18 protein-coding genes are annotated in these 24,135 nt (G+C 68.4%); 10 read left to right on the top strand and 8 right to left on the bottom strand.

What is annotated here, in order from left to right; genetic code table 11:
• Positions 1-93 precede the first annotated feature (93 nt).
• The gene (locus tag ACFWPK_RS27165) at positions 94-1,257 is read left to right on the top strand and encodes a glycosyltransferase family 4 protein (protein WP_378920431.1); all 1,164 of its coding nucleotides are present in this window, start codon (positions 94-96) and stop codon (positions 1,255-1,257) included.
• 72 nt (positions 1,258-1,329) lie between these two features.
• Here the strand turns inward: ACFWPK_RS27165 and ACFWPK_RS27160 are convergent, their stop codons facing one another.
• A complete protein-coding gene (locus ACFWPK_RS27160; RefSeq protein WP_378920429.1) occupies positions 1,330-3,192 on the bottom strand; it encodes a hypothetical protein in 1,863 nt (620 codons plus the stop codon).
• A 208-nt stretch (positions 3,193-3,400) separates the two neighbouring features.
• Between ACFWPK_RS27160 and ACFWPK_RS27155 the strand changes: the two genes are divergently transcribed.
• Positions 3,401-4,621, top strand: coding sequence for a polysaccharide biosynthesis protein (locus tag ACFWPK_RS27155; RefSeq protein ID WP_378920459.1), 1,221 nt, complete (start codon positions 3,401-3,403; stop codon positions 4,619-4,621).
• 263 nt (positions 4,622-4,884) lie between these two features.
• On the opposite strand, the gene ACFWPK_RS27150 is transcribed toward ACFWPK_RS27155, so the two are convergent.
• Entirely contained in the window at positions 4,885-6,072 is a 1,188-nt protein-coding gene (locus ACFWPK_RS27150) for a DUF3068 domain-containing protein (RefSeq protein ID WP_378920427.1), read from the bottom strand.
• A gap of 146 nt (positions 6,073-6,218) precedes the next feature.
• On the opposite strand from ACFWPK_RS27150, the gene ACFWPK_RS27145 reads away from it, so the two are divergent.
• Positions 6,219-7,403, top strand: coding sequence for an acyltransferase family protein (locus ACFWPK_RS27145; protein WP_378920425.1), 1,185 nt, complete (start codon positions 6,219-6,221; stop codon positions 7,401-7,403).
• A gap of 7 nt (positions 7,404-7,410) precedes the next feature.
• Here ACFWPK_RS27145 and ACFWPK_RS27140 read toward each other — a convergent pair whose 3' ends face one another.
• The 4 genes from ACFWPK_RS27140 to ACFWPK_RS27125 all read right to left on the bottom strand — a co-directional run bounded on the left by ACFWPK_RS27140 (position 7,411) and on the right by ACFWPK_RS27125 (position 13,572).
• Positions 7,411-11,715 (bottom strand): alpha-(1->3)-arabinofuranosyltransferase, encoded by a 4,305-nt coding sequence (locus ACFWPK_RS27140; protein WP_378920423.1) that lies wholly within the window; start codon positions 11,713-11,715, stop codon positions 7,411-7,413.
• Positions 11,666-11,836: a DUF2613 domain-containing protein gene (locus ACFWPK_RS27135; RefSeq protein ID WP_022566695.1), complete on the bottom strand. Its 171-nt coding sequence runs from the start codon at positions 11,834-11,836 to the stop codon at positions 11,666-11,668. The genes ACFWPK_RS27140 and ACFWPK_RS27135 overlap by 50 nt, the downstream gene beginning before the upstream one ends.
• 40 nt (positions 11,837-11,876) lie before the next feature.
• A complete protein-coding gene (locus ACFWPK_RS27130) occupies positions 11,877-13,001 on the bottom strand; it encodes an isochorismate synthase MenF (protein ID WP_378920421.1) in 1,125 nt (374 codons plus the stop codon).
• A gap of 103 nt (positions 13,002-13,104) precedes the next feature.
• Positions 13,105-13,572 (bottom strand): universal stress protein, encoded by a 468-nt coding sequence (locus ACFWPK_RS27125; protein WP_378920419.1) that lies wholly within the window; start codon positions 13,570-13,572, stop codon positions 13,105-13,107.
• 115 nt (positions 13,573-13,687) lie between these two features.
• On the opposite strand from ACFWPK_RS27125, the gene ACFWPK_RS27120 reads away from it, so the two are divergent.
• The 3 genes from ACFWPK_RS27120 (at position 13,688) to ACFWPK_RS27110 (ending at position 16,881) form a co-directional block, all read left to right on the top strand.
• The gene (locus ACFWPK_RS27120; RefSeq protein ID WP_378920417.1) at positions 13,688-14,866 is read left to right on the top strand and encodes a glycoside hydrolase family 3 N-terminal domain-containing protein; all 1,179 of its coding nucleotides are present in this window, start codon (positions 13,688-13,690) and stop codon (positions 14,864-14,866) included.
• An 86-nt stretch (positions 14,867-14,952) separates the two neighbouring features.
• On the top strand, positions 14,953-15,552 hold the full coding sequence (locus ACFWPK_RS27115) for a TetR/AcrR family transcriptional regulator (protein WP_378920415.1): 600 nt from the start codon (positions 14,953-14,955) through the stop codon (positions 15,550-15,552).
• A 60-nt stretch (positions 15,553-15,612) separates the two neighbouring features.
• Positions 15,613-16,881, top strand: coding sequence for a DUF5685 family protein (locus tag ACFWPK_RS27110; RefSeq protein ID WP_378920413.1), 1,269 nt, complete (start codon positions 15,613-15,615; stop codon positions 16,879-16,881).
• 60 nt (positions 16,882-16,941) lie between these two features.
• Here the strand turns inward: ACFWPK_RS27110 and ACFWPK_RS27105 are convergent, their stop codons facing one another.
• A complete protein-coding gene (locus tag ACFWPK_RS27105) occupies positions 16,942-18,801 on the bottom strand; it encodes a VanW family protein (protein ID WP_378920411.1) in 1,860 nt (619 codons plus the stop codon).
• A 302-nt stretch (positions 18,802-19,103) separates the two neighbouring features.
• Between ACFWPK_RS27105 and gnd the strand changes: the two genes are divergently transcribed.
• The 4 genes from gnd (at position 19,104) to ACFWPK_RS27085 (ending at position 22,537) form a co-directional block, all read left to right on the top strand.
• Positions 19,104-20,135 (top strand): phosphogluconate dehydrogenase (NAD(+)-dependent, decarboxylating), encoded by a 1,032-nt coding sequence (gene gnd, locus ACFWPK_RS27100; RefSeq protein WP_378920409.1) that lies wholly within the window; start codon positions 19,104-19,106, stop codon positions 20,133-20,135.
• A 258-nt stretch (positions 20,136-20,393) separates the two neighbouring features.
• Positions 20,394-21,095 (top strand): hypothetical protein, encoded by a 702-nt coding sequence (locus tag ACFWPK_RS27095; protein WP_378920407.1) that lies wholly within the window; start codon positions 20,394-20,396, stop codon positions 21,093-21,095.
• A 109-nt stretch (positions 21,096-21,204) separates the two neighbouring features.
• The gene (locus ACFWPK_RS27090) at positions 21,205-22,182 is read left to right on the top strand and encodes an alpha/beta hydrolase (RefSeq protein ID WP_378920405.1); all 978 of its coding nucleotides are present in this window, start codon (positions 21,205-21,207) and stop codon (positions 22,180-22,182) included.
• A 139-nt stretch (positions 22,183-22,321) separates the two neighbouring features.
• Positions 22,322-22,537, top strand: a complete 216-nt coding sequence (locus ACFWPK_RS27085) for a hypothetical protein (RefSeq protein WP_378920403.1) — start codon at positions 22,322-22,324, stop codon at positions 22,535-22,537.
• 71 nt (positions 22,538-22,608) lie between these two features.
• Here the strand turns inward: ACFWPK_RS27085 and ACFWPK_RS27080 are convergent, their stop codons facing one another.
• Entirely contained in the window at positions 22,609-23,946 is a 1,338-nt protein-coding gene (locus tag ACFWPK_RS27080) for an acetyl-CoA C-acetyltransferase (RefSeq protein WP_378920401.1), read from the bottom strand.
• Positions 23,947-24,135 lie beyond the last annotated feature (189 nt).

Here is a 24,135-nt window from a genome sequence, read left to right as displayed (position 1 = left end):
GGACACTGTCGATACATCCGTGTTGCGCAGACCACACCCGCTAGTGTGGGGGCCGACGTTTGTCTACCACCGAACCGATTGCGAGCCCCGACCGTGCGTGAAGTCCTCCTACTCTGCTGGCGTGACACCGGGCACCCACAGGGTGGCGGCAGCGAGCGGTATCTGGAGCAGGTCGGCGCGCAGCTGGCCGCGCGTGGCATCAAGGTCACCCTGCGTACCGCCGGTTATCCCGGTGCCCCCAAGCGCGAGCGGATCGACGGGATCGACATCAGTCGCGCGGGCGGGCGCTTCACCGTGTATCCCCGCGCGCTGGCCGCCATCGTGGCCGGCCGGCTCGGTTTCGGCCCACTGCGTGGCCTGCGCCCCGACGTCGTGATCGACACCCAGAACGGCATCCCCTTCTTCGCCACCGCCACGGGCGTGCCCTCGGTGGTGCTGGTGCATCACGGGCACCGCGAACAGTGGCCGGTGGCCGGTCGCCTGGTCGGGCGGATCGGCTGGTGGATCGAATCCACGCTGTCCCCGCGCGTGCACCGCGACAACCAGTACCTCACCGTGTCGCTGCCCTCCGCCGAGGAGCTGTCGGTGCTCGGCGTGGACCGTGAGCGCATCGCCGTGGTCCGCAACGGTGCCGAACCGGTCCCCGCCGAGGTCGTCCCCGGCGACGATGCCACCCGCGCCACCCACCCGCGCATCGCGGTGCTGTCGCGCCTTGTCCCGCACAAGCAGATCGAAGACGCCCTCACCGCCGTCGCCCACCTGCGCGAGCGCTTCCCCGACGTGCACCTCGACGTCATCGGCGACGGCTGGTGGGCCCCCAACCTGCGCGCCGGTGCCGACGCGCTCGGCATCGCCGACGCCGTCACCTTCCACGGCCACGTCGACGAGCGCCGCAAACACGAGATCCTCTCGACCGCCTGGGTCCACGTGATGCCCTCGCGCAAGGAAGGCTGGGGCCTGGCCGTCATCGAGGCCGCCCAGCACGGCGTGCCGACCATCGGCTACCGCAGCTCCCGTGGCCTCACCGACTCCATCGTCGACGGTGTCACCGGCCTCTTGGTCGACGACGCCCCCGCCCTCGCCTCAGCCGCCGCCGACCTCCTCGCCGATCCCGAGACCAGACTGGTCATGGGCGAAAAAGCCCGCGCCCGCGCCAACGAGTTCTCCTGGGAACAGACCGGCGCCGGGGTGCACATGGTTCTCGCCGCCGCGGCTTGCGGAGAACGCGTCTCCGGGTTGGTCGCGTCGCGCGACTGAGCGCGCAGTCATCGACCGAGACGTCGCTGTCATTCGACGACGAGCAGGCCGGGCATGCGGCCGCGAGGATCCTCAGCCGCGTTCAGTGACACTCCGGCTCGCAGGACGGCGCTCCAACGGTGTGCGGTAGGGGCGTAGCGCGGCGCCGATCAGTCCTGCGAGCAGAAGTCCGGCCCAGAGAAGGTGGGCTGCGGTGGAGATTCGGCGTTGGGCTGGGGTGGCGGTGTCGAGGGAAGTGAGGGAGGGGACTCGGTAGAGGGAGAGGTCTGAGTCCTGGTATTCGAGTTCGGCTGTGGCGAGGGTGTTCTCGGAGGTGCCGAGGGGGCCGGGGGTGGTGCGTTCGATGAGGATCCAGCCGACGCCGAGGGCCGCCAGATCGGTGGCCGGGGCGCCTCGGAGTAGTGCTTCCTCGACTGTGCGGGCGCGGTTGCCTTCGCCGGTGACCGCGTAGCCGCGGACGCGGAGTTCGCCGGTCTGCAGGACGTCGTTGGGCAGGATGCGGGGAGCGGGGTCGAGGACGGGAGCTGTTCCGCTGTAAGGGAATCGGCGAAACATTCCGGCGGGGAGTACGGCTACGTCACCGGGCGCGTCGATGTGGTCGACGACCTGTTGCCAGCCCGCGGGGTAGTGGACGGGACGCATCGCGCCGCCGACTCCCCAGGCCAGGTCGGCCAAGGGGAGGGTTATGAGAAGAATGAAAAGGGTTGCGGTGGCTCGTATTCCGAAGTCGCGTCGGTGGGTTGTCGAGTGGGCAACGGATTCCGGCTCGGTGTCTGCTGAGTCCGCGTCCGGCTGCCCATCGGTCAGCAGTCGGCGGCTCGCCGTAGCGACGGTTCGGCACGCGGCCGCGGCGCACAGCGCGTACGCGGGCATCGCCAACGCGACGTACTTCTGCGTATCCCGCAGTAGCCCGGCACCTGGAACGTGCACCATCAACCATTCCCCGGCCGCCAGCCCCCAGCTGGTCGCGCCGAGGGCGGGCAGCACGATCGCCACCGCCGCGATCACCAGCAGGGCCCGCCCGTCACGGCCGAGCGCCCACACCGCACGCACCCCGCAGGCGACGATGCCGAGCAGCAAAAGCGTGCCGACCAGGGCGAGCGGGGTCGTGCGGCTCGCGGGCACGGCCTCGCCGTTCCAGATCCCACCCAGCCCGGCGAGGCTGCCGAGCGTGCCGAGCCACGGTTCGGCACGTGCCGCGAACGCCGAGACCCCGGCCGGGTCCGACGGCTCGGCCCCCGATCCGAGCGCGGTCGCGGTCAGCCAGGGCGCGCAGGTCGCGATCCAGACAACGATGGCAGGGAGGAAGGCTCGCCGCCCGACCAGCGCGAGCCCGATGACAGCGGCCAGCAACGAGCCGGTCGGCGTCAATCCGGCGGCGGCGAAGCTCGCGGTCAGCGCGGCCCATCCGCCGAGAGTTCCCCAGCGGGCGGCAAACCCGAAGCGTCGGGTTCCGCTGGGTTCCGTTCTGCCCGTGACTGTTCGAATGCGCGCGGCGGCGAGGGCGGTCCATGGAAGGGCTGCGTACCCGGCGAGCAGGCTCCAATGCCCTTGCAGAAGACGTTCCGCGACATAGGGATTCCACAACGCGAGGGTCGCGGCGACCAATTGTGCTCCGGTGGAAGCGGAGACGAATCGTCGTGCGAGTATCGCCGCGCCGTACCCGGCCGACCACAGCGCGACGATGAGGATCGCCTTCACCAGAATCCCGCCGTCGATGACCGGCGAGAGCACCGCGAGTAAGGCGTCCTGCGGGACGGCGCGAGGTGCGGCGGCGCCGAGGCCGAGTGCTGAATCGGTGAGGTACGAGCGCGGGGTGCTCACCGCGTCCCGCAGCAGCAGATAGCCCGATCCGGCCAGCGGTCCGACGATGATCATCGTGAGCAACGCGCAGTATCCGGCCACCAAGGCCCTTGCTCGCGCGCTACTCGTCACGTCCACGCACCTTACGTCCCGTCGGGCGGCGCCGTGGGCGGGGTCGAATAGGCGCTGTTCGGGGCGCGATCGCTCGAGGTGAGTCCGCTCGGGCTCACATTTTCGGGGTAGGCGTGATGGCGAACACAGTGGGGTGCGACGATGAGGCGTGTCCTCAGTCCGCCGCCCGCCCGTCGTTGCCGATCTGACCTGGGTGACGGCTGGCGCGATGACCGCCAACGTCGCCGGTTACCTGCTGCAGTTGCTGGCGGCGAGCTGGCTGGGGGTCGAAGGCTACAGCGAGTTCGCGAGTCTGCTCGCGGTGCAGTTGTTGTGCGCGGTCCCCGCCCTGGCCATGCAGAACGTGGTCGCCAGAGAGGTGGTGCGCGGGTCGTCGACGCGGGCCGTGCGGGCGATGATGTGGCGGTGCGCCGCGTTGGTCGCCGCGGTCGCGGTGGTGCTGATCCCGGTGGTGGCCGGCGTGCTGAACGTAGGCGTGTGGGCCGCGGCCGCCGCGCTCGGTGCGGCGCCCGCGTTGGTGATCCTGTCCGGCGAGCAGGGAATCTTGCAGGGCGGCAACCACTTCCGCGCGCTCGCGACGGTGCTCGCGATGGCGGGTACGGCACGGGTGCTGCCCGCGCTTGTCGCGCTCGCGCTGGGCGGCGGTGCTGCCGGTGCGCTGTGGGCGGGTGCGGTGGGCATCGTCGGCGCGGCGATCGTCGCCGGTCGAATCGCTCGCTCGACCTACGCGGCGGATCAGGCGACCGAGCACGGCAGCGATGCCGGCAGCCGAGAACCGGCGGTCGATACGAAGGCCGTCGGCGTCATGCCGGTGCTGCGTGCTGTCCAGGTGCAAGCTGCGCTGATGGCACTGTCCTCGGTCGACCTGATCGTGGTCCGCATCGTGCTCGACGAGGTCGACGCGAGCCGCTATTCGCTGGGCACCATCGCCACCAAGATCGCGTTCTGGCTGCCGCAAGCGGTCGGTGTGGTGCTGTATCCCCGCATGGCCCAGCCCACCCATTCGGCCCGCGCGATCCGCGACGCCCTCTCGGTGCTCTCGGTGATCGGCGTCGTCGCGGTGCTCGGCGCCGCGCTGGCCGCCCCCTTGGCTCCCCTGTTCGCCGGCGCCGACTACGCGCCCATTCAGGGCATGCTGTGGCTGTTCGCCCTGCACGGCGCGATCCTGGCGGTCCTCCAGGGCGCCCTGCTCTCCGCGATCGCCGTCGAACGCACCGCGCTGGCCGCTGTCACATGGATCGGCCTGGCCCTCGAGATAACCCTGATGCTCACCTTCGCCCGCACCATCGAATCCCTGATCGGCACCGCTGTCTCCATAGCCGCCGTCACCACCACAATCGTCGCGGTGGTCGTCCTGCGAACCGCCCCCCGGACCCAGCTAAACCCCGGTATGTCTCTACCCGGAGGGGCCCGCCCCGATCTGGACTGACCGGAGGGTGCGACGAAGGAGTACCCGCAGGGAGGGAAGATCGGGGGCCCGAAGGGCCCCGACTCGAGCGCGTCAGCGCTCCAACAAACACAGCAAGGTACACCGCCCCGGGCCCGGTTTTACCTGAACAGCAAGGTACACCGCCCCTGGCCCGGTTTTACCTGAGCAGCAAGGTCCACATCCCCGACCCTGGTCCAACCTGATGTGCCCCCAAAACACGACGGCCCCGGTCAATGACCGGGGCCGTCGATCAGCATCAGTACTCAGGGACGCTTGTCGGTATCAATCTGCTCGGTCGGCGCGTCGTAGTCCCCACGGGGGAACTGCGTAGTCGGCGCGTCATCGCCATCCCACCGACCGGCGGTGTCGTCGGGCGCGGCAGTGGGCGCAGGCGTCGGACGCGACCTACGAGGGCTCGCATGAGCCGCAGTGCCACCACCGCGAAGCCCGAGGAACAATCCGGCCAGCAGCGCCAGCACACCCAGCACGCCGAACACGATCGGCACCACACGCCCGAACAGCGACAGCTTGTCGGTGTTCTCCTTGGCGATGGCGATCTGCGACTCGATGGTCGCCTCGTCGAACACGATGTGCGACTTGAGCGCCGTCACCTCGGGCTTGTCGCCGGACCGCGCGTAGAACAGGTGGATCGCTTCCCCACCCTTGATCACGGTGCCCGTCTGCGGCTCGACCCACAGGTCACGCACGTTGGTGTAGTAGCGCGTCATGGTGACGGGGGTGTCGCCACCCTCGACGCCCCACTTGGCGGCGGGCAGGGTGAGCCGGTTGGTCGGCGACTGCACGACGTCCCAGGTGCTGGTGACGGGCGCGGTCATCTGGAACCGGTACACCTTCATGCTGTTGATCTCGGTCTCTTCGATGAAGTTCGCGTCGAAGGACTTGCGCACGTTGATGTCGAAGTACGGGTAGGTCTTCTTCTCGGTGCCGATCGGGAAGCGGTAGCCGATGCCGGTGTGCTGCACCGGCTCCATGACGCTGCCGTCCTTGTTCACGGTCACCGCGATCGACCCGTTGGGTTCGGTGTCCACCGGCATGCCGGTGGTGCGCGAGATGGTGACACGGTCGATGGCGGCGGTGAGCAGGCCGGTGTCGCCCTGCACGTCGGTGCGCCGCAGAGTTGTGCCCGCCTGCAGCGTCATCTCGTCGGCGTCGGAGGGCTCCTCGACGGTGACGAAACGCTGGGAGATCAGCGGTACATCCTTGTCGACTACGGCGGCACCGTCACCTGAGGTCAACGACTTGGAGTCGAGGACGAGGCTTTCCTCGTCCTTCTGACTCTCCGCGATCGTGGTGATCTCGAGATCGAGTGGAGTCTTGGCTACTTTGCTCACCGTGTAGGTGGGGATCATCAGCGCGGCGACGAGTAATGCCGCGCCCAGACCCACGAGCACACAGGCGACCGTTCTTCTGGTACCGGCACTCAGTGCCATGCAAACTCTCCTCGTCGTTCGAACACGGATGGCCCGGTGGTCTGGTATTGCGCCACAGGCACTCGTGAGCCCCGACACTAACAGCCCAGGCCCCGAAGGTGCGGTGCTGTGCCATGGAAATCGCCGACACGGCAGACTGGACATCGATGACGACCGCTACCGCCCCCGTTTCGCCCCCGCGCGCGTTCATTCCCGCCCTCGAAGGGATGCGCGGGATGGCCGCGCTCGGTGTGCTGGTCACACACGTCGCGTTCCAGACCGGAACAAGCCGGATACCGGTCCTCGGCCCGATCCTGGAACGCTTCGATATGGCGGTCGCGGTGTTCTTCGCGCTGTCGGGTTTCCTGCTGTGGCGTCCGCACGCGGCGGCCGCGCACGGTCTCGGCCGCGCGCCGAGGACCTCGCGCTACCTGTTGCACCGGGTGGCCAGGGTCATGCCCGCGTACTGGGTCGTCGTGGTGTTCGTCTTGCTGTTGCTGCCCGGCGCGGCGCATTCGGCGAACCTGCGGGTGTGGCTGTCGAATCTGAACCTGCTGCAGGTGTTCGTACCGCTGACATTGACCGATGGGCTCACACAGATGTGGAGCCTGTCGGTGGAGATGGCGTTCTACCTGGTGTTGCCGCTGCTGGCCTGGCTGGTCGTGCGATTGCGCGGCCCCGCGGCCAGGTGGCGGGTGCCGGTGCTGTGCGGGCTGGTCGCGGTGTGTCTGACCTGGAACCTGTGGCCGATCCCCACGCCGGACGCGATCCACGCCGACAACTGGCTGCCCGCCTACATGCCGTGGTTCGCGGCGGGCATGCTCCTGGCGGAACTGATCCACCTCGTGCGCCCTGATGTCCGGTGGGCCAGGATCCTGTCGAGTCAGCCGTTGATGTGGGCGGTCGCGCTCGCGGCGTTCCTGCTCTCGGCGACCGAGTTCGGCGGCCCGGCCGGTCTGGAACGCGCGCAACCGTGGCAGTACGCGATGAAGATGGTGCTCGGCATGATCCTCGGCTTCTGCCTGCTCGCGCCCCTGGTGATGCGCCGGGCCGATGCCCCGCACCGCTGGCTGGAATCGCGAACCGCCGCGATCCTGGGCCGCTGGTCCTACGGCATCTTCCTGTGGCACCTGGTGGTTCTCACCGTGGTCTTCCCGGTCTTCGGCATCATGCCCTTCCAAGGACACTTCCTCTACGTGCTCATCCTGACCACCGCCCTCACCCTCCCGCTGGCCGCCGCGAGCTTCGCGCTGATCGAAGAACCGGCGCGCCGCTGGGCGGCCCGCTGGGATCGGCGGGCCGCGGCCGCGCGCGCCGAACGCGAATCGGTCGATAGTTCGGCTGCGAGCTGAGTCGCGGTCAGCGGCGGCGTGGGAGTGCCGCCACCCCGACGGCGACGACCGCGATGACCGCCGGTGCCTGGGCCCACAGCGAGCCACCCATGTATTCGGTACCGGAGCGCCAGGTCCCGGTCGACAGGGCCGCCGCCGAGACCAGCGTCCCGATGCCCGCGAGCCAGGGCAGGGTCCGCGCCGTCGTTGCAGGCCGGAAGTAGCTGCAGCCCAACGCGATCAGCGTGCAGGCCGCACCGAACGGTCCGGAGATGACCGCGATCACGCCGGTCAGCCCGATCGCCGAGATCCAGTTGACACCCCAGGTGGTCGGTGCGGGGCCGACATCGGCAATCGCACGTCGGCGCGGAATCGCGAGCAGTACAAGGGGAATCAGCAGCAACAGCCCGCCGAAGATCGCCAGCCGATACCAGCGGTCCGCCGGGAACGACACCGTGATCTCCCCGCTGGTTCCTGGCGGAACGAGCCACGCCTGCTGCCAACCGTCGACGACGATGGGCGAGAGCTCCCGCCCATCCGCGGTGTGCGCCTGCCAGCCGACATTGGTGCTCAGCGGCAGAACCAGCACCTGAGTACCCGAATCTCCTGCACCGGCGGGGGTTTCCGGTGCCGCATCGGGAGGCGTGGCCGTGGTTTCGCTGGCGTCGGTCGGGGTGCTGGTCTTGCCGGGGTAAGGGTCGGTGCGGGGCAGGCGTAGCCGGTCGACGGTGAACAGTTCGGTGGGGGCGACGGTGAGGTCGGGGTGGCCCGGGAGGAGTTCGATGTCGGCCGCGTCCTCCGGGCACGGTTGTGCGGAAACCGGAGCACCGGAGCGGAGTTCGTCGGCGGTGGCGGTGATAGTCGTGTGGACGGCGCGCCCACCGATGGCGATCACCGGCCCCGTGTCGCAGCCGATGGTGACGAGCCGGTCGCCGGGGGCATGCGCGGGGTACTCGGGGCCGAGCACCTCGACTTCGGCCAGGCCTGCGGGCTGGGTGAGGACGAAGCCGAGCGCGGTGCGGTCGAGCACCTCGTTCCAGCTCTGGATGCTGATCTCGACGCGATCGGTTTCGGTGGGGTACAGCGAGATTCGGGCCGGTTCGCCGTGCTCGCGTTCGGGCAGCTCACGGATCTGCGGGCCGTTGCCCAGGTTCACCGCGACAGAGGTGGCTGTCGCGGGCAGTCCGCCCAGCGCGGTGGTGATGTCGAGTCCGGTCACCGTCGTCGGTTCCGGAAGTTCCAGTACCAGTGTGGGTCTGCCGCCCGCGAGTCCGCGCACGGTGGACTCAGGTGCGGTCCAGGTGGTCTTCGGATCGCCATCGGTGGCGGCGAAAGCGGCACCGCGCAGGTCGGCGACATCGGCCTTGCCGCGTGCCACCGGCCTGGTCGGGTCGGTGAGCAACGCCTCGAGCGCGGGCCCGGGGCGGGTGCGCACGGTGAGATCGGTGCTGACGGTGAGTGGCTCCGGCACGGAGAGAGTGCGGCCGAAGACGCCGGGCTCTTCGGCGGGCAGACCGAGTCCCTTGCTGCAGTGCACGCGGTCGGGACCGTCGAAACAGTTACCGCGACCGGGGAATTCCTGTCCGAGATCCCACCCGCTGACAACTGTTCCTGCGGCGACATCGGGCAGCACGACCCGGTGCCGGATATCGACGCGCACCGGCTCTTCCCGATTCGAGTAGTCGTCGAGCGTGAGCTCGCTGATCCCGAATTGCCCACCACGCGTGCCGGTTTCGGTGCGGGCGGCCGAGATCATCACCCAGTCGGATTTGCCCGCGGGCAGCGCGACAGACACGGGCTCACCGGGTTCGGTGATCCGCGCCGACACCGTCCCGCGCGAGGTGCGGACCTCGACCCACTTCACCGGATCACCCAGCGCCGCCGCCGTGGTGGTGAAGCGCAGCGAGCCGTTGGCGATCGGCTTGTCCAGATCGAGTCGAATCCATTGCCCGAGAGCCGATTCGGACCCATTGCTGATCCACGCGGTACTCGGATCGTCGTCCACGGCGGCCGCGGTGGAGCTACCGGGCGCCGCCCCGCCGATCTGGGTGGCGTCGGCGGCCGAGCTGGACGCGGTGACCTTGGCGCCCGACCACTCGCCCTGCACGAGTTCGGCGCCGTCGACCGGGTAGTCGGGGACCAGATTGTGGGTGCGGCGGGCGTCGTCGGCGGCGCGGACCGCCGAGTTGTGGTTGTCGACCCGGCCGAAGTCGGACTCTCGATCCATCGGGGTGTCGGTCACCAGTACGGGCTGTGGCGGTAACCCGGCACGTCGTGCGTCCGCTTCGAGAAGTATTGGCGTCGTGGGGTTTTCGCCGTCCCGGCGCACGCGCTCCAGAACTTCGGGACCGCCCTGGACGACAGGGATCGAATCCAGCGGGGTGGTGTACGCGCCGGGGAATGCGGGCGGTGCCCCGGTGCCGCTGCGCACGTCGACGGGTGTGCCGGGCGGCGGCACGTCGACCCGGTAGATCTCGACCGCCGGATAGGCGGGCAGCAGATCGTTGTCGACCACCAGTCCCGCGTCCGCCGCGCGCGGCCCGATGTTCGCGCCGAACGAGGCCACCTTGGTCAGCCCCGGCGAACCCTCGATCGCGCGGTGCGCCAGTATCGGACGCGTGGAACGCGACGTCTCGGGGTCGAGGTCGTTGCGCAACACCAGGACTCCGATGCCCTGGTCGGCGAGGGTGGCGGCGAGACCGGTCGACGGCCTGCCGTCGGCGATCAGCCGCTGCACCGAATCCATCGCGCGAATCGTGCCCGGCGGATTCAGCGGTACCGCATCACGTACGGCCCATGGGGTACTCGCCAAGGCTTGGAGCGGTTCGTCGCGGGTGAGTCCCCAGATCTGACTGCCGAACGGCGCGCCGGGCACGACCAGCGCGCGGGTGTCGGCCGCATTGTCGGCCAGCCAGTCGGCGGTATCGGTCCAGTAGGCGGGCACCCGGTCGTAGGCCCCGCGCGGGGCGAGCCTGCCGGTCCACGCCAGTGAGGTCGCGAGGGTGAGGGCGGCCAGGATCAGCGCGGCGACCGCGACCATCCGATCGCGCTCGGGATGGGCGAAAGAGCTGCGCCACACCGGCATCGGCACCGAAGCGGGCAGCGCGACACGGCCGAGCAGGTGCGCCAGCCCCACCACGAGCGGCAGCCGGATCAGCGGTTCGAGCTTGTGCACATTCCGCAGCGGCGCACCGCCGGAGTCGAGGAAGATCCGCACCGATTCGGCGAACGGCCCGCCGAGCGTCCCGACATACCCTGCACAGATCCCCGCCAGCCCCACGCACAGGATCAGCGCGAATCTGCCCCGATACGGCATCGACGACCGCGCGAGTCCGGCCATTCCCGCCGCCGCGAGCAAGCCGGTCGCCAGCACCGCGGCGGGCTGGGTCACCAGCACCGCACCGGCGATCCGCTCCGGCGAGACGAACGGTGTCCAGCTATCGGTCCCGCGCAGCACCTCGCTCAACGCCGCCCACTGCGTCGTCACCCCCGACGACTCGATGAAATCGAGGAACGGCGGACTCACCTTGCCGAGCAACAGCAGCGGCACCACCCACCAGAAAGTGGCAAGGACCAGCAGCGGAATCCACGCCCGGGTGAACCGCCGCCACTGCCGATTCGGTCGATAGGTTGCCCACCACAGCGCCGCGGGCAGGAAGGCCGCCACGGTCGCCACGGCATTGACCGACCCCATCAGCGCCAGCGCCAGCGCACTCCCCGCGGGTGAGAGCGGGCCGCCGCGCCGTCGTTTCAGCGCAGTACCGAGGGCCGCGGGCGCGAGCAGAACCCACGGCGCCAGCATCATCGGCAAGGTTTCCGAGGAGATCGAGCCGAGCGTGGTCAGCACTCGCGGCGACAAGGCGAACGCGATGCCCGCGATCACGCGCGACCCGCGCGAGCCGATGCCGAGCGTTTCGCACAGCTTGACGATTCCCCAGAACCCGGCGAGCAGCAGCAGCGCCCACCAGACGCGCTGGGTGACCCACGCGGGCAGTTGCAGGAGGTGCCCCGCGGAGAAGAAGGTGCCGTGGGGGAAGAAGTAGCCGTAGGCCTGGTTCTGGACCTGGCCCATCGGGGCCTGGCTGCTCCACAGGTGAGACGCCCGCGCGAGGAAACCGAGGGGGTTCTGCGCGAGGTCGTATTTGGTGTCGGCGACGGTGAGGCCAGGCGCCTGCGCGAAGGTCAGTACGAAGGCGGCTACTACCGAGCCGACGAGCCAGCGCCAACCCAGTGGCGCCTTGTCCGGTTGCCCCGATGCGGGGCGCGACGCGCGGGCGTTCGCCTCAGCGGCTGCCGTATTCAGGGGCGTTGAGCAGCGAGGAGTCTTTGTCACCGCTGCGGTCGATCGAGGGCGCCGTGTTCTGCTGGACGGCCGCCGTGATTGCGAAGACGGCGATCGCGCTCAGCAGGGCGCCGCCGACCGCGCTGGCAACAGCCGGAACAGCAAACTTCATCGCGCACTCCAATACGCTCGACGTCGGGGCCTGTCTCCGGTCAACCTAGCAGGTCTATCGGGCTCGGTCGGTCGTTGGGCAGCTCGCAACGCAGGGCGCCGAGCAGGGTTCGGAGTTTGGCGGTGGTCTCGGCGAGTTCGGCCATGGGATCGGAGGCCGCCACGATCCCGCCGCCCGCGCTGGCTCGAAGGACGCGCTGATCGGCCGATAGTTCGCCGCCGCGAATCGCCACGACCCATTCGCCGTCGCCGTCGTCGTCACACCAGCCCACCGCCCCGCCATAGAACCCGCGCCACGGTTCATCGGTGGTGATGGCGTCGAGCGCGGCGGCGAAGGGCGTGCCGTTGACGGCGGGCGTCGGGTGCAGCAGCAGTGCCAGGTCGAGTGCGGTGGTCGACGAATCGCGCAGCACGCCGTGGATCGGCGTGGCCAGGTGCCAGACCTGTTCGGTGCTGAGGAGTTCGGGCGCGTCGGGGATGTGCAGTTCCGCGCAGACCGGCGCCAATTGCTGACGGATCCATTCGATCACGAAAGCGTGCTCGTCGTGATTCTTGGCGCTGGACAGCAGCGCTCGGGCCTGTGCCGCGTCATCGGCTGGGTCGGCCAGGCGGGGGAGCGTGCCTGCCAGCGGATGCAGGCTCACGCGATCGCCGTGCCGTGCGACCAGCACTTCGGGGGTCGCGCCGATCAGCGTCTCGCCTTCCCGCCCGGCCGCGGACAGGTCGACCGCGTACACAGCGGCATTCGGATGTCTGGTGAGCAGGTGGCCGGCCAGCACCTCCGGGTCGAGCGGCGCGTCGGCCTCGAGCACCATCGACCGCGCGGCCACCACCTTGCGCAGCTCGTTCGCGGGGTCACCGAGCTGTTCGACCAGCTTCGTCACCCGCGCCACATGCTCTGCCGCGCTCGGCATCTCGGCCACCACCCGCACCCCGGGCAAATCAGGCAGTGCGGCGGGCCGCCACGGACCCGCGGTGTGCAGCACGCTCTCGGGCTGCCAGAGCGCGGCCGCGGCCCGCGGATCGAACGGCAGCGCACCGACGATCACCTTCGGGGCGGCGGTCCGGCGCAACGCCTCGACCGCCTGCCGGGGATCCGAATACGTCGCGCGCACGCCCGAGGTCCGCAACACCGCGTCGGGTCGAGCGAGCAGGAATTCGTTCATGGTGCTTCGACCATAACTCCGCCACCGTGGCCCCGATCCGGGAGAGCGACCGAACTCTCACTGCTCGGCGGCACCACGAAGACCCGCCGATCGCGGCGAACCGCTACTGCTCGGGCGGCACCAGGAATACCGGCCGATGGCCGTGCTTGAGCACCGCTTCGGCGACGCTGCTGTGCAAGAGCGCGCGCAACCCGGTGGAACCGCGCGTACCGGCGACGATGATGTCGACGTCGAGCTCATCGGCGCAATCCACGATGGCGTTCCAGATCGTGGTCGTGCATTCGGCGGTGCGCGGTTCGGCGTCGATTCCGGCCAGTTTCGCCAGGTGCACGCCCTCGGCGTTGATCTTGCGGGCATCGGAGTAGGCGATGTCCTCCACCTCCTCGTCGGGCACCCAGTCCGGCTGCATCACCCCGGCGAGCCCGGAGATGCGCGCGGCCTGGCGCACCATCGGTTCCCATGCGGTGAGCAGAATCGCGCGTTCGGCGGTGAGGAACCGCCCCGCGTACTCGATGGCTCGTTTGGCGTGTTCGGAACCGTCGTAGGCGATGAGCATCCGATCGCATGCCATGACGACCTCCTGCGCTGGTCGGAGCGGCTTTTCCATCAGATTACCCCCGGACGGCGTGTATCAATCCGAACCGCGGTGGTGGGGTTCGCGCCGGGAGCGAGCTACCGTGGAGCGCATGCGGAAATCGCCTGTGGTCGTGTTCGCAGTCCTCGCCGCCGTTGCCACCGCCTGTTCGGGAGGTTCGTCGACCGAGACGGCGCCCGCGGCGACCAGCAATGGAGTGGCTGCCCCGTCTGCCGCCGGGGATCCTGGTTCGCCTGCTTCGGCGACCCCGATTCAAAGCAATTGTGGCGCAGACTATCTCGCCAAACTCTCCCAGCGAGAGAAGCTCGCCCAGTTGCTGACCGTCGGCATCACCGATTCGGCGGACGCCTCGAACGTGGTGAGTACGGAGCAGGTCGGCGGAATCTTCGTCGGCAGCTGGACCGATCCGAGCCTGCTCGACCGCACCGCGCTCGACGCGGTGAAGGCTCAGGCCAAGGTGCCGCTGATGGTGACCATCGACGAAGAGGGCGGGCGTGTCTCGCGCGCGAAGAACGTGATCGGTGCCGTGCCGTCGGCCCGCGAGATCGCGCGGACCCAGACCCCCGAGCAGTTCTACCAATTGACCCTGACCAGGTCGAAGGCACTCAAGGACGCCGGCATCACGGTTAATTTCGCGCCCGATGTCGATGTGAGCAGCCAGCCTGCCGACAGCGTGATCGGTGACCGCTCCTTCAGCGACGACCCGAAGGTCGTCTCCGAATTCGGGGGCGCCTACATTCGCGCGTCCAACGAGGTGGGCCTCGGCTCGGTCATCAAGCATTTCCCCGGCCACGGTTCCGGTTCCGGCGACTCGCACACCGGCGCCGTGACCACCCCGCCGCTGGATCAACTGCAGGACTCCGACCTGGTGCCGTTCCGCGACCTGGTGACCTCCGGCGCGGCGGTGATGGTCGGTCACCTCGACGTCCCCGGCCTGACCGAGCCCGACGTGCCCGCCAGCATCAGCCCGGCCGTGATGACGCTGCTGCGCGAGGGCAAGGGCTACGGTGCCCCGCCGTTCGACGGCCCGATCTTCACCGACGATCTCAGCGGCATGGCCGCCATCACCGCCCGCATGTCCATCGCCGAGGCGGTCGAGGCCACGCTCGTCGCGGGCGCCGACAATGCCCTGTGGATCAGTAGCGATGCGGTGCCGCAGGTACTCGACCGTTTGGAACAGTCGGTCTCGAGTGGCAAACTGCCCGCCGACCGGGTCGACACTTCCGTCCTGCGGATGGCGCGCTACAAGGGCGTAGCGCTGGGCTGCTGATCGCACCCGGCGACTGTGCGGCAAATGAGCGCGGGTGAACTTACCTTGAAGTAAGATAGGTGGTTCACCCTGCGGTAGGAGAGTGGATGGCAGGCGGGACCAAGCGACTTCCCCGGGCGGTTCGCGAGCAACAGATGCTCGATGCCGCTGTCGAGGTGTTCGCGCGCAAAGGCTTCCACGACACGTCGATGGATGCCATCGCCGCCGAGGCGAAGATCTCCAAACCCATGCTCTACCTGTACTACGGCTCCAAGGACGAGCTCTTCCGCGCCTGCATCCAGCGCGAGGGCCTGCGTTTCATCGAAGCTGTCGCGCCCGCGGGCAACCCGCAGCTGACCCCCCACGAACAGGTTCGCACCGCGCTGGAGGGCTTCCTCGATTTCGTCGACCGCAATCGGCAGTCCTGGCAGGTGCTCTACCGTCAGGCTATCGGCCAGCAAACTTTTGCCTCGGAAATCGACAATGCCCGTGAGCGGGTCATCGAGCTCACCGCGAAACTGCTGGAATCCAGTGCCAAGAACGCCGACCCCGGCACCAATTTCGAGGTCGTCGCGGCGGCGGTGATCGGCGCGGGTGAGGCCATCGCAGACCGGGTTGCCAGCGGGCGGATCGAAGTGGCCGAGGCTGTCGACCTGCTCGACGATCTCGCCTGGCGCGGTCTGGCAGGCCGGAAGAAGATCGACTAGCGGTTGCGGCGGCCCCGTCGGCCTGCGAAGGTGCACGGTTGACGTTTCACGACAGACGGGGTGGCAGTGTTCGGTGTGTTGAAGCCGTGTGCGCACGGTGCGGCGAAATATGGCATCGATCCGGGGCAGTGGCAGGCACACATGTGCGGGCTGTGTCTGGGTCTGCGTGACGGGCACGGTCAGCTGGCCCGCGCGGCAACCAATACCGATGCGATCGTGCTCAGTGTGCTCACCGAGGCGCAGGCGGGTGCGGGCGAACGCACGACTGCAGGTCCGTGTCCGCTGCGCGGTATGAAGCGCGCTTCGGTGGTCGCCGCGAGCGCGCCGGGCGTGCAGTTGGCCGCGACGGCGTCACTGCTGTTGGGGGCGGCCAAGATCGGCGATCACGTCGATGACGGAGATGCCGCTGCCCTCACTCGTCGACCGATGCGGAGGGTGTCGAACACCTGGGCCGCACGAGCCGAGCGGCAGGCCGATCTGATCGGGCTCGATGTGCGGCACATGCTGAGCGCGATCGCTTCCCAGTCCCTGCTCGAGTCCCGCGCGACGGCCGCGCGAGCGCTCGCTGCGGGTTCGGCCGCCGACTCGGCTGATTCTGTTGCAGGGCACCGTAGTCCGGGAATTCAGGCGGTCGAGGTGATCACGCTCGATGAGCTCACCGGCCCGACTCAGCTCTGCGCGGCTACGCTGTTCGGTCATACCGCCACTCTGGCCGGTCGCCCGGAAAACGTTGCGGCTCTAGAGGAAATCGGGCGGCACGTGGGTCGGATCGCGCATCTGGCCGACGCCATCGAAGACCTCGAACGTGACCGTGCCCGTGGCCGCTTCAATCCCCTGGAAGCCACCGGCACGGATATGCCACGTGCCTATGATCTGCTGCGCGAGAGCGAGTCCCGCATCCGCCAGGTCGCGGCCGAGGCCGAACTCGACCAGCTGCCGACCGTGCGCTGGGCGCTGCTCGATCCGCTGGCGAGCCTGCTGCGAAACCTCGGCAAAGGTCTGGGCATCGTGGTCGGCCACGTCTGCCGCGCTTCCGTCACGGCGCAACAGCGTTCGCCGTACGAATTCCCGTCCCCGCCCGAACAGCGACCGAACCGGCCCGGTCCGCTCGAGACGCTCGGTGTGGTCATGGGCATCTATTGCACCGGTCTGGCCTGCTGTTTCGACCACACCAGCCCGTGTACCGGCGAGAAAAAGGATGCCTGGGCCAAGCGCTGCGATTGCGGTAGTTGCTGCGATTGCGGTGAGTGCTGCGGTGGTTGCTGCGGCGAGGACGGTTGCTGCAGCGGTTGCGGTTGCGACAGTTGCGGTTGCGACTGCAGCTGCTGACGAAAAAGGCTCACGCGGTGGCGAATCCGCCTACCGCGCGAGCCTCTTACCGTCGAACCCCTACTCGCACTTGACGACCGGGATCGGGTCGTACTTCACCGTCCGCGTATGCCGCGACACCTGGGTGCCGGACTTGGCATCGGTGATCACCCGGGTGTCGGAGATGGTGAAGCCGGGCGCACCCTCGGAGGCGATGCAGTCCTTGCCCTTGGGCAATACGACCTCATTGGGCTCGGTCGGCTTCGACTTCTCACCCGTAATCGATTCCACGTTCACGGTTTTGGTGCCCCACAGCCGCACGGTGATGTCGGATCCGGTGGCAACCGCCTGAATGTAGACACCGGTCGTACCGGTATTACGGAACGCCAGGTCGATCGCGCCGTCGAACACGGTCGCTTCCCGGGCGGCCGGGTAGCGCGAGATGTAATAGCTGTGCTCGGTGTGTCCGCCGTCTTCCATCCCGGCGAAGTAGGCCGCGTTGTAGAGCGTGGTGGCGAACTGGCTGATGCCGCCGCCGACCGCGGTACTCGGCCTGCCCTTGTCGATGATGCCCGACTCCACGTAGCCCTCCGCGGCGGTGCGCGGACCGGTGAACCCGTTGAGCGAGAACGTATCTCCCGGCTTGATCACGGCACCGTCGACCTTGGCGGCGACCGTGCGGATGTTCACCCCGGAGGGACCGCTGAAGCCGCCGGTGGTGAACTCGCCGATCTTCTCGTTGATCCCGAGCGCGCTCGCGGCCTCGGTGGTGAGCTTGGGCTCGATGCGCTGATACACCACCGGGCTGGTGCGCGGACCCGGCTGCGTGAGCAGGGCGGGTAGCTTCTCCAGCGTCTTGGGCCAGTCGACCTTCTCGCCGACCACGGCGGGCACGACGGTCGGCTTACCCGCACCGACGGTGAAGGTGGCGTCCTTGGGCTCTACCTCGGACTTCGCCAATTGCGGTGCGAGCAGGGCGATCACGGCGTCGTTATTCAGCTGGGGTGCCAGCCCACCGTTGCCGTCGGGCACGAAACCGAGCACCTCGGCGATCTGATCGGTGGTCAGCACGCCCTGAACGTCCTTGCCGGACACAGCGATCGGTGACGCGACAGCCGGTGTCGCGATGTCACGCAACGCCGCCTGCACGGCATCGGTCCGCACGGCTACGGGTGCGGCGACCACGGGCAGATCCAGTTCGCTGCTCGCGGCCCAGCGCTCGGTGATGGTGGCTCGCGCGCCGTCGGTGTCGAGCACCCGGCCCGGTACCGGCGCGACCGCGACGGGTCTGCCGTTCTCGAACCGCACGGTGCCTTCGACGGTCGGATTGTCGTGGACGCGGAAGTTCGCGAGCTGTGCGTCGAGGGCCGCGGTGTCGACGATGCTCGCCACCGGCACCTCGCGGGTGCCGAACAGGGAGATCAGCCGGCTCACCGGGTTCAGCGGCTGGCTGCCGACGGCGGCCCAGGTGCGGTCGTAGTCCACCGACAGACCGGCTGCGGCGGGCACCATGCTCGCCTGCACATCACCGATCTTCACGGGTAGCGGTCGTTCGGCCTTGGGCCCGAGCTCGGTGTGCAGCAGAGCGTCGGCTTCGGCCTGATCCATCCCGCCGATCTCGATACCGGCGACGACGACGCCGCGCGCCACCTCACCGGTGCTCAACGCGAGGTCGGCCAGGTAGGCGGCGGTGCCGACGGCCAGCACGGCGCCGACCGCGATCCCGATCCGCTTGACCAGCTGCTGGTTGTCCGGCGGGGTCGGCGGCGGTGTGCCTGCCGGGCCGGGGGTGGGTGACCAGCGATCGCGGGTCACGGTGTTCAAAGGCTGCGTGAGGGCGGTGGTGTCCGGATCGAAAGTGCGATTTGAATCGAGCAGCTTGCGTAATCCGACCTCGCCCCTTCGGTCGGCCGGTTGTCCGGCGGTCGACTCGCTGGGCACGGAGGTCCTTCCGTTAGGTTGGCCCCGATGTTTGCGGGGTCCGGCCCGAGGGTAACGCGCTTCGGCGCGCTCGGCAGCTCGGCAACCGGGTGAGAGGAAGCAGAAGGCTCCGCGTAGTTGCCGGGTCGGGGGTCTGGCAACTACACGGAGCCGATCTGTTTATCGTGCCCCGGAGCGGGGCGTTACAGCCCGTTCGGAAGAATTTCGGCGGGTGGGGCGACGCCGCCCTCCGGCGCGACGCGACCGCGCGAGACAATCGACGTGAGAATCGACACCACGGGGCCGGACAACGAGGAGAACTGATGCAGCTGGGAATGATCGGCCTCGGCCGGATGGGCGCCAATATCGTGCGCCGTATCGTGCGCGACGGGCACACCGCCGTCGGCTACGAGCGCCACCTGGGCCCCATTCCCGAGCTGGAAGCCGAGCTCGGCGACAAGTTCAGCGGCACGACCGACCTGGCCGAGTTCATCGGCAGGCTCGAAGTGCCCCGCGTGGTGTGGGTGATGATCCCCGCCGGTGCCACCGGTGCGGTGATCGAGAAGGTCGCCGAACTGCTCGAGCCGGGCGACATCATCATCGATGGTGGTAACAGCCGCTATCACGAGGACATCAAGCGCGCGAAGGCATTGGAGCCCAAGGGCATTCACTACCTCGACATCGGTACCTCGGGTGGCGTGTTCGGCCTACGGCGCGGCTACTGCCTGATGATCGGCGGGAACCAGGCCCAGGTCGACTACCTCGAGCCGCTGTTGGAGACCATCGCACCCGGCTACGAGTCGGCCCCGCGCACCCCTGGTCGTACCGGTGAGCCGTCGCAAGCGGAGAAGGGGTACCTGCTGTGCGGTCCGCACGGTGCGGGCCACTTCGTGAAGATGGTGCACAACGGCATCGAATACGGCGCGATGGGCGCCTACGCCGAGGGCCTGAACATCCTGAAGCACGCCAACGCGGGCTCGGAGTACCTGCACGGTGAGCACTCCGCCGAGGAGACGCCGATGGAGCACCCCGAGTACTACATGTACGACCTGGACATCCCGGCCATCACCGAGGTGTGGCGCCGTGGTTCGGTCGTCGCCTCCTGGCTCCTCGATCTCACCGCATCGGCCCTGGTCGCCGACCCCGACCTGGACTCCTACGGTGGCCGCGTCTCCGACTCCGGCGAAGGCCGCTGGACCGTCGACGCGGCCATCGACACCGCGGTCCCCGTCCCGATCCTCTCCGCCGCCCTCTACCAGCGCTTCTCCTCCCGCGGTCAGGCCCTGTACGCGGACAAGATGCTCTCGGCCATGAGAAAGGCCTTCGGCGGCCACAACGAGCTGCCGCAGAAGTAGCCCGCTGTACGCCCGCAACCGGCTTTCGTCTCGAGACGGAGGCCGGTTGTCGCGTTTTCGGGTCGATTCGGGTGGATCGAAATCCTCGGATGTTACCCGTCCCGGATAGTAAAACAAAGATGTTCCACAAAATAGGAACACGTTCCTGTTTTTCAGGACAAGCGTCCAGTCCGACCTATACCTTGTGGTCAGAGGGGGGAATCCCACCTGATGAGGAATTCGCCCCGGCCGTCTCGGCTGGGGCTTTGGAGGAAAATCATGTTCCGGACTTCGCGTATCGCCGCGGGCGTCGCCACCACCGCTCTGGTCGTCGCCGGTGTCGGTGTCGGCCTTGGATCCGGCGTTGCCGCCGCCGATGCTGACTGTGCGGTGAGCAGTCACGCGCAGAAGAGAGATGCGAGCACCGTCGGCGTCACCCACGTCTACGACAAGGTCGCCAGCGCCGAGCAGATCGGCGTCGGCACCTCGGTCACCTACAAGGTGATCGTCGGGACCACCGGGATCGGCAACCCGTACGTCAACACCATCACCGACTTCCCGCCGGTCGGCTTCGGGGCGCCGACCAAGACCACCATCACCGCCTATCACGCGGTCGGCGGCCAGGTCACCGAGGACGTCACCGCCACGCCCAACGCGGGCGGCTGGAAGGTGACGAGCACCGGCTGGTTCGTCAACTCCGGCAACCCGGTCACCATGACTATCACCTACCCGGTGCCGAGCGGCATCAAGGCGGGTCAGATGGTCACCAGTGGTGGCGTCGGGGTGGCGGGCACCGTGGGTGTCAGCAATGAAATGCCCGGCCTCACCGCCTGTTTCACCGCGCGCGGCGCCAACGCGGGCGAGACCGTGATCGGCAGCCTCGGTGACAACGGGCTCGGTTCCGATGATGGCCAGCTGAGCTCGACCGGCTCGCTGAGCGACATCATCTCCGACGTGCTGCGCAATCTGATCGGTAGCTGATCGCGTAGCGCGTGGTGCGCCGGGGCGTCTCTCGCGCTGCCGTCCCGGCGCACCATTTTTCCTGTAGCCCAAACTGTTTCGAACTCTGTGAGGACTCGTGTTCACCTGTATGCGGACGGTGCTGACCGCGCTCGCTGTCATCGCGCTGTCGGTCGCTTCGATCGGGACCGCCGGTGCCGAGGGATCGAAACTGGACCGGATCGAACGGCCCGGCCAGCGGCAACAGACGCTGCACGTGTACTCCGCGTCGATGGACCGGGTGATCCCGCTGCAGGTCATCACGCCGCACGACACCAGCGCGCCACGGCCGACCCTGTATCTGCTCAACGGCGCGGGCGGCGGCGAGGACATCGCGAACTGGTACAACCAGACCGACATCGTGCAGTTCTTCGGCGACAAGAACGTCAACGTCGTCACGCCAGCGGCGGGCGCCTTCTCGTATTACACCGACTGGCAGCGTGACGATCCGAAGCTCGGCCGCAACAAGTGGCAGACCTTCCTCACCGAGGAACTCCCACCGATCATCGACGCCACCCTGAACACGACTGGCGTGAATGCCATCGCGGGCCTGTCGATGTCGGCTACCGCGGTGCTCAATCTGGCCATCGCCGCCCCGGATCGCTACCGCGCGGTCGGGGCCTACAGCGGTTGCGCCGCGGTCGACGACCCGATGGGCCGCGCCTACATCGACCTGGTCCTCGCCCGTGGCGGAGCCGACCCGGCCAATATGTGGGGCCCACCCGGCGACCCGGCCTGGCGCGCGAACGACGCCTATCTCAACGCGGAACGGCTGCGCGGCAAGGCAATCTATCTCTCCAGCGCGAACGGCCTGCCCGGTCCCGCCGAAACTCTCCCGCCCGGTGCGACGCCGGGAAAGGTCATCGGCATGACCGACCAGATCCTCCTCGGCGGCGCCATCGAGGCCGCCGCCAACCTGTGCACCCAGCGTCTGGCCGCCCGTCTCGCGGAACTGAACATCCCCGCCCACACCGAATTTCGTTCGGCGGGCACCCATACCTGGCGGTATTGGGAACAAGACCTACACAAATCCTGGCCACTTCTCGCCGCGGCTATCGGTGCGAGCTGACATCCGAATAGCTTCTAACACTGGGCAATTCACGTAGTCAAGCCCCTGGAAGCTATGGATAACGCTCGGATCGAGGCACCCGATGTGGTTATTAGCTTTGCTCAGATTTACCCCCGAAAGGCTTGCTATGCATCGTCGAATGATCCGAGTCCTCGTCGCGACCGCGGCTGTCGCCGGTATCGCGGCGGGCGCGTCCCCTGCGCTCGCCGCCCCCGCCCAACCGGCCGTCGTCGCCGAATCGGGATCCGCCGGAACCGGTTCCGCTCTGGTCGACATTCCGCTCGGCTTCCTCAAGCTCATCATCTGCGGACCGTGGGCATCCGCGGAGCCGCATCCGAACGCGATGTGCCGCTGAGCTCTGACAACGAACGGCGGGTGGTCTCCGGATAACCGGAAACCACCCGCCGTCGCTGTGATCAGTGCGGACTAGCGCTCGATGATCGCCACCACACCCTGGCCGCCCGCGGCGCAGATGGAGACCAGCGCGCGGCCGGAGCCCTTCTCCGCCAGCATCTTCGCGGTCGAGGCGACGATGCGGCCGCCGGTCGCGGCGAACGGGTGGCCCGCGGCGAGCGAGGAGCCGTTGACGTTGAGCTTGCTGCGGTCGATGGAGCCGAGCGCGGCGTCGAGGCCGAGGCGCTCCTTGCAGTAGGCGTCGGACTCCCACGCGGCCAGGGTGGCCAGCACCACGGAGGCGAAGGCCTCGTGGATCTCGTAGTAGTCGAAGTCCTGCAGGGTCAAGCCGTTGCGGGCCAGCAGGCGCGCGACCGCGTAGGTGGGCGCCATCAGCAGGCCGTCGGGGCCGTGGATGTAATCCACCGCGGCGACCTCGGAGTCGACCAGGTGCGCGAGCACCGGCAGTTTGTGCTCGGCGGCCCACTCGTCGGTGGACAGCAGCACCGCCGACGCGCCATCGGTGAGCGGGGTCGAGTTGCCCGCGGTCATGGTGGCGTCGCCTGCCTTCACGCCGAACACCGGCTTCAGGGTCGACAGCTTCTCCACGGTCGAGCCGGGACGCAGGTTGTCGTCGCGGGTCAGGCCGAGGAACGGGGTGATCAGGTCGTCGAAGAAGCCACGGTCGTAGGCGGCCGCCATGTTCTTGTGCGAGAGGTAGGCCAGCTCGTCCTGCGCCTCGCGGGCGACCCCGAATTCCTTGGCGGTGATGGCAGCGTGCTCGCCCATCGACAGCCCGGTGCGCGGCTCGGCGTTCTTCGGGATCTCGATGCCCAGCATCGAGGGACGCAGCTGGCCGACCAGCTTGAGCTTGTCCTTGGTGGTCCTGGCGCGGTTGGCGGTGAGCATCCACTCGCGCATGTCCTCGCTCACGCCGATCGGCGCGTCGGAGGTGGTGTCGGCGCCGCCGCCGATGCCGGACTCGATGCGGCCGAGGGCGATCGCGTCACCGACGGTGACGATCGACTGCAGGCCGGTGCCACAGGCGAGCTGCAGATCGTGGGCCGGGGTGTAGGGCGAGAGCTTCGAGCCGAGCACGCTCTCGCGGACCAGGCTGTGCTCGCCGACGCGCTTGAGTACCGCGCCGCCGACAACCATGCCGAGCCGTTCGCCCTGCAGGCCGAACCGGCTGACCAGCCCGTCGATGGCGGCGGTGAACATGTCCTGGTTGGACGCCTTCGCGTACGCCTTGTCGGAGCGCGCGAACGGGATGCGGTTGCCGCCAACGATGGCAACCGGGCGCTGGGTCTTGGCGGCCTTGGCAGTGTTAGCTGCAGCCTTGGCCGTCGCCGAACGGGCTTTGCTTGTCACTCGAGTTCTCCATGGTCTCGTCGGTTCCGGGTAACGCCGGCCGTGGAATAGGCCCCCGTGCGGGTACAGCGTCGTATCGGTTTACATTAAACTTACTCCGGAGTAAGTTCGTTGTCGACACCGTACCCGCAAGTGTGCGCTCACACGGGGGACACTGGGCGGAGCACGGTCACACAACTCGTCGACCAC

Source organism: Nocardia sp. NPDC058519, assembly GCF_042719755.1.
In the GTDB taxonomy this organism is placed as follows: domain Bacteria; phylum Actinomycetota; class Actinomycetes; order Mycobacteriales; family Mycobacteriaceae; genus Nocardia.
Note: the sequence above shows the minus strand (reverse complement) of the source record. Positions and strands in the feature narration are given on the sequence as shown.

Excerpts from the sequence above, each read along its gene's own strand:
- ACFWPK_RS27155 (WP_378920459.1), top strand. The coding sequence starts at position 3,401 with ATGACCGCCAACGTCGCCGGTTACCTGCTGCAGTTGCTGGCGGCGAGC.
- ACFWPK_RS27150 (WP_378920427.1), bottom strand. The coding sequence starts at position 6,072 with ATGGCACTGAGTGCCGGTACCAGAAGAACGGTCGCCTGTGTGCTCGTG.
- ACFWPK_RS27145 (WP_378920425.1), top strand. The coding sequence starts at position 6,219 with ATGACGACCGCTACCGCCCCCGTTTCGCCCCCGCGCGCGTTCATTCCC.
- ACFWPK_RS27135 (WP_022566695.1), bottom strand. The coding sequence starts at position 11,836 with ATGAAGTTTGCTGTTCCGGCTGTTGCCAGCGCGGTCGGCGGCGCCCTG.
- ACFWPK_RS27130 (WP_378920421.1), bottom strand. The coding sequence starts at position 13,001 with ATGAACGAATTCCTGCTCGCTCGACCCGACGCGGTGTTGCGGACCTCG.
- ACFWPK_RS27125 (WP_378920419.1), bottom strand. The coding sequence starts at position 13,572 with ATGGCATGCGATCGGATGCTCATCGCCTACGACGGTTCCGAACACGCC.
- ACFWPK_RS27120 (WP_378920417.1), top strand. The coding sequence starts at position 13,688 with ATGCGGAAATCGCCTGTGGTCGTGTTCGCAGTCCTCGCCGCCGTTGCC.
- ACFWPK_RS27115 (WP_378920415.1), top strand. The coding sequence starts at position 14,953 with ATGGCAGGCGGGACCAAGCGACTTCCCCGGGCGGTTCGCGAGCAACAG.
- gnd (WP_378920409.1), top strand. The coding sequence starts at position 19,104 with ATGCAGCTGGGAATGATCGGCCTCGGCCGGATGGGCGCCAATATCGTG.
- ACFWPK_RS27095 (WP_378920407.1), top strand. The coding sequence starts at position 20,394 with ATGTTCCGGACTTCGCGTATCGCCGCGGGCGTCGCCACCACCGCTCTG.
- ACFWPK_RS27090 (WP_378920405.1), top strand. The coding sequence starts at position 21,205 with ATGCGGACGGTGCTGACCGCGCTCGCTGTCATCGCGCTGTCGGTCGCT.
- ACFWPK_RS27085 (WP_378920403.1), top strand. The coding sequence starts at position 22,322 with ATGATCCGAGTCCTCGTCGCGACCGCGGCTGTCGCCGGTATCGCGGCG.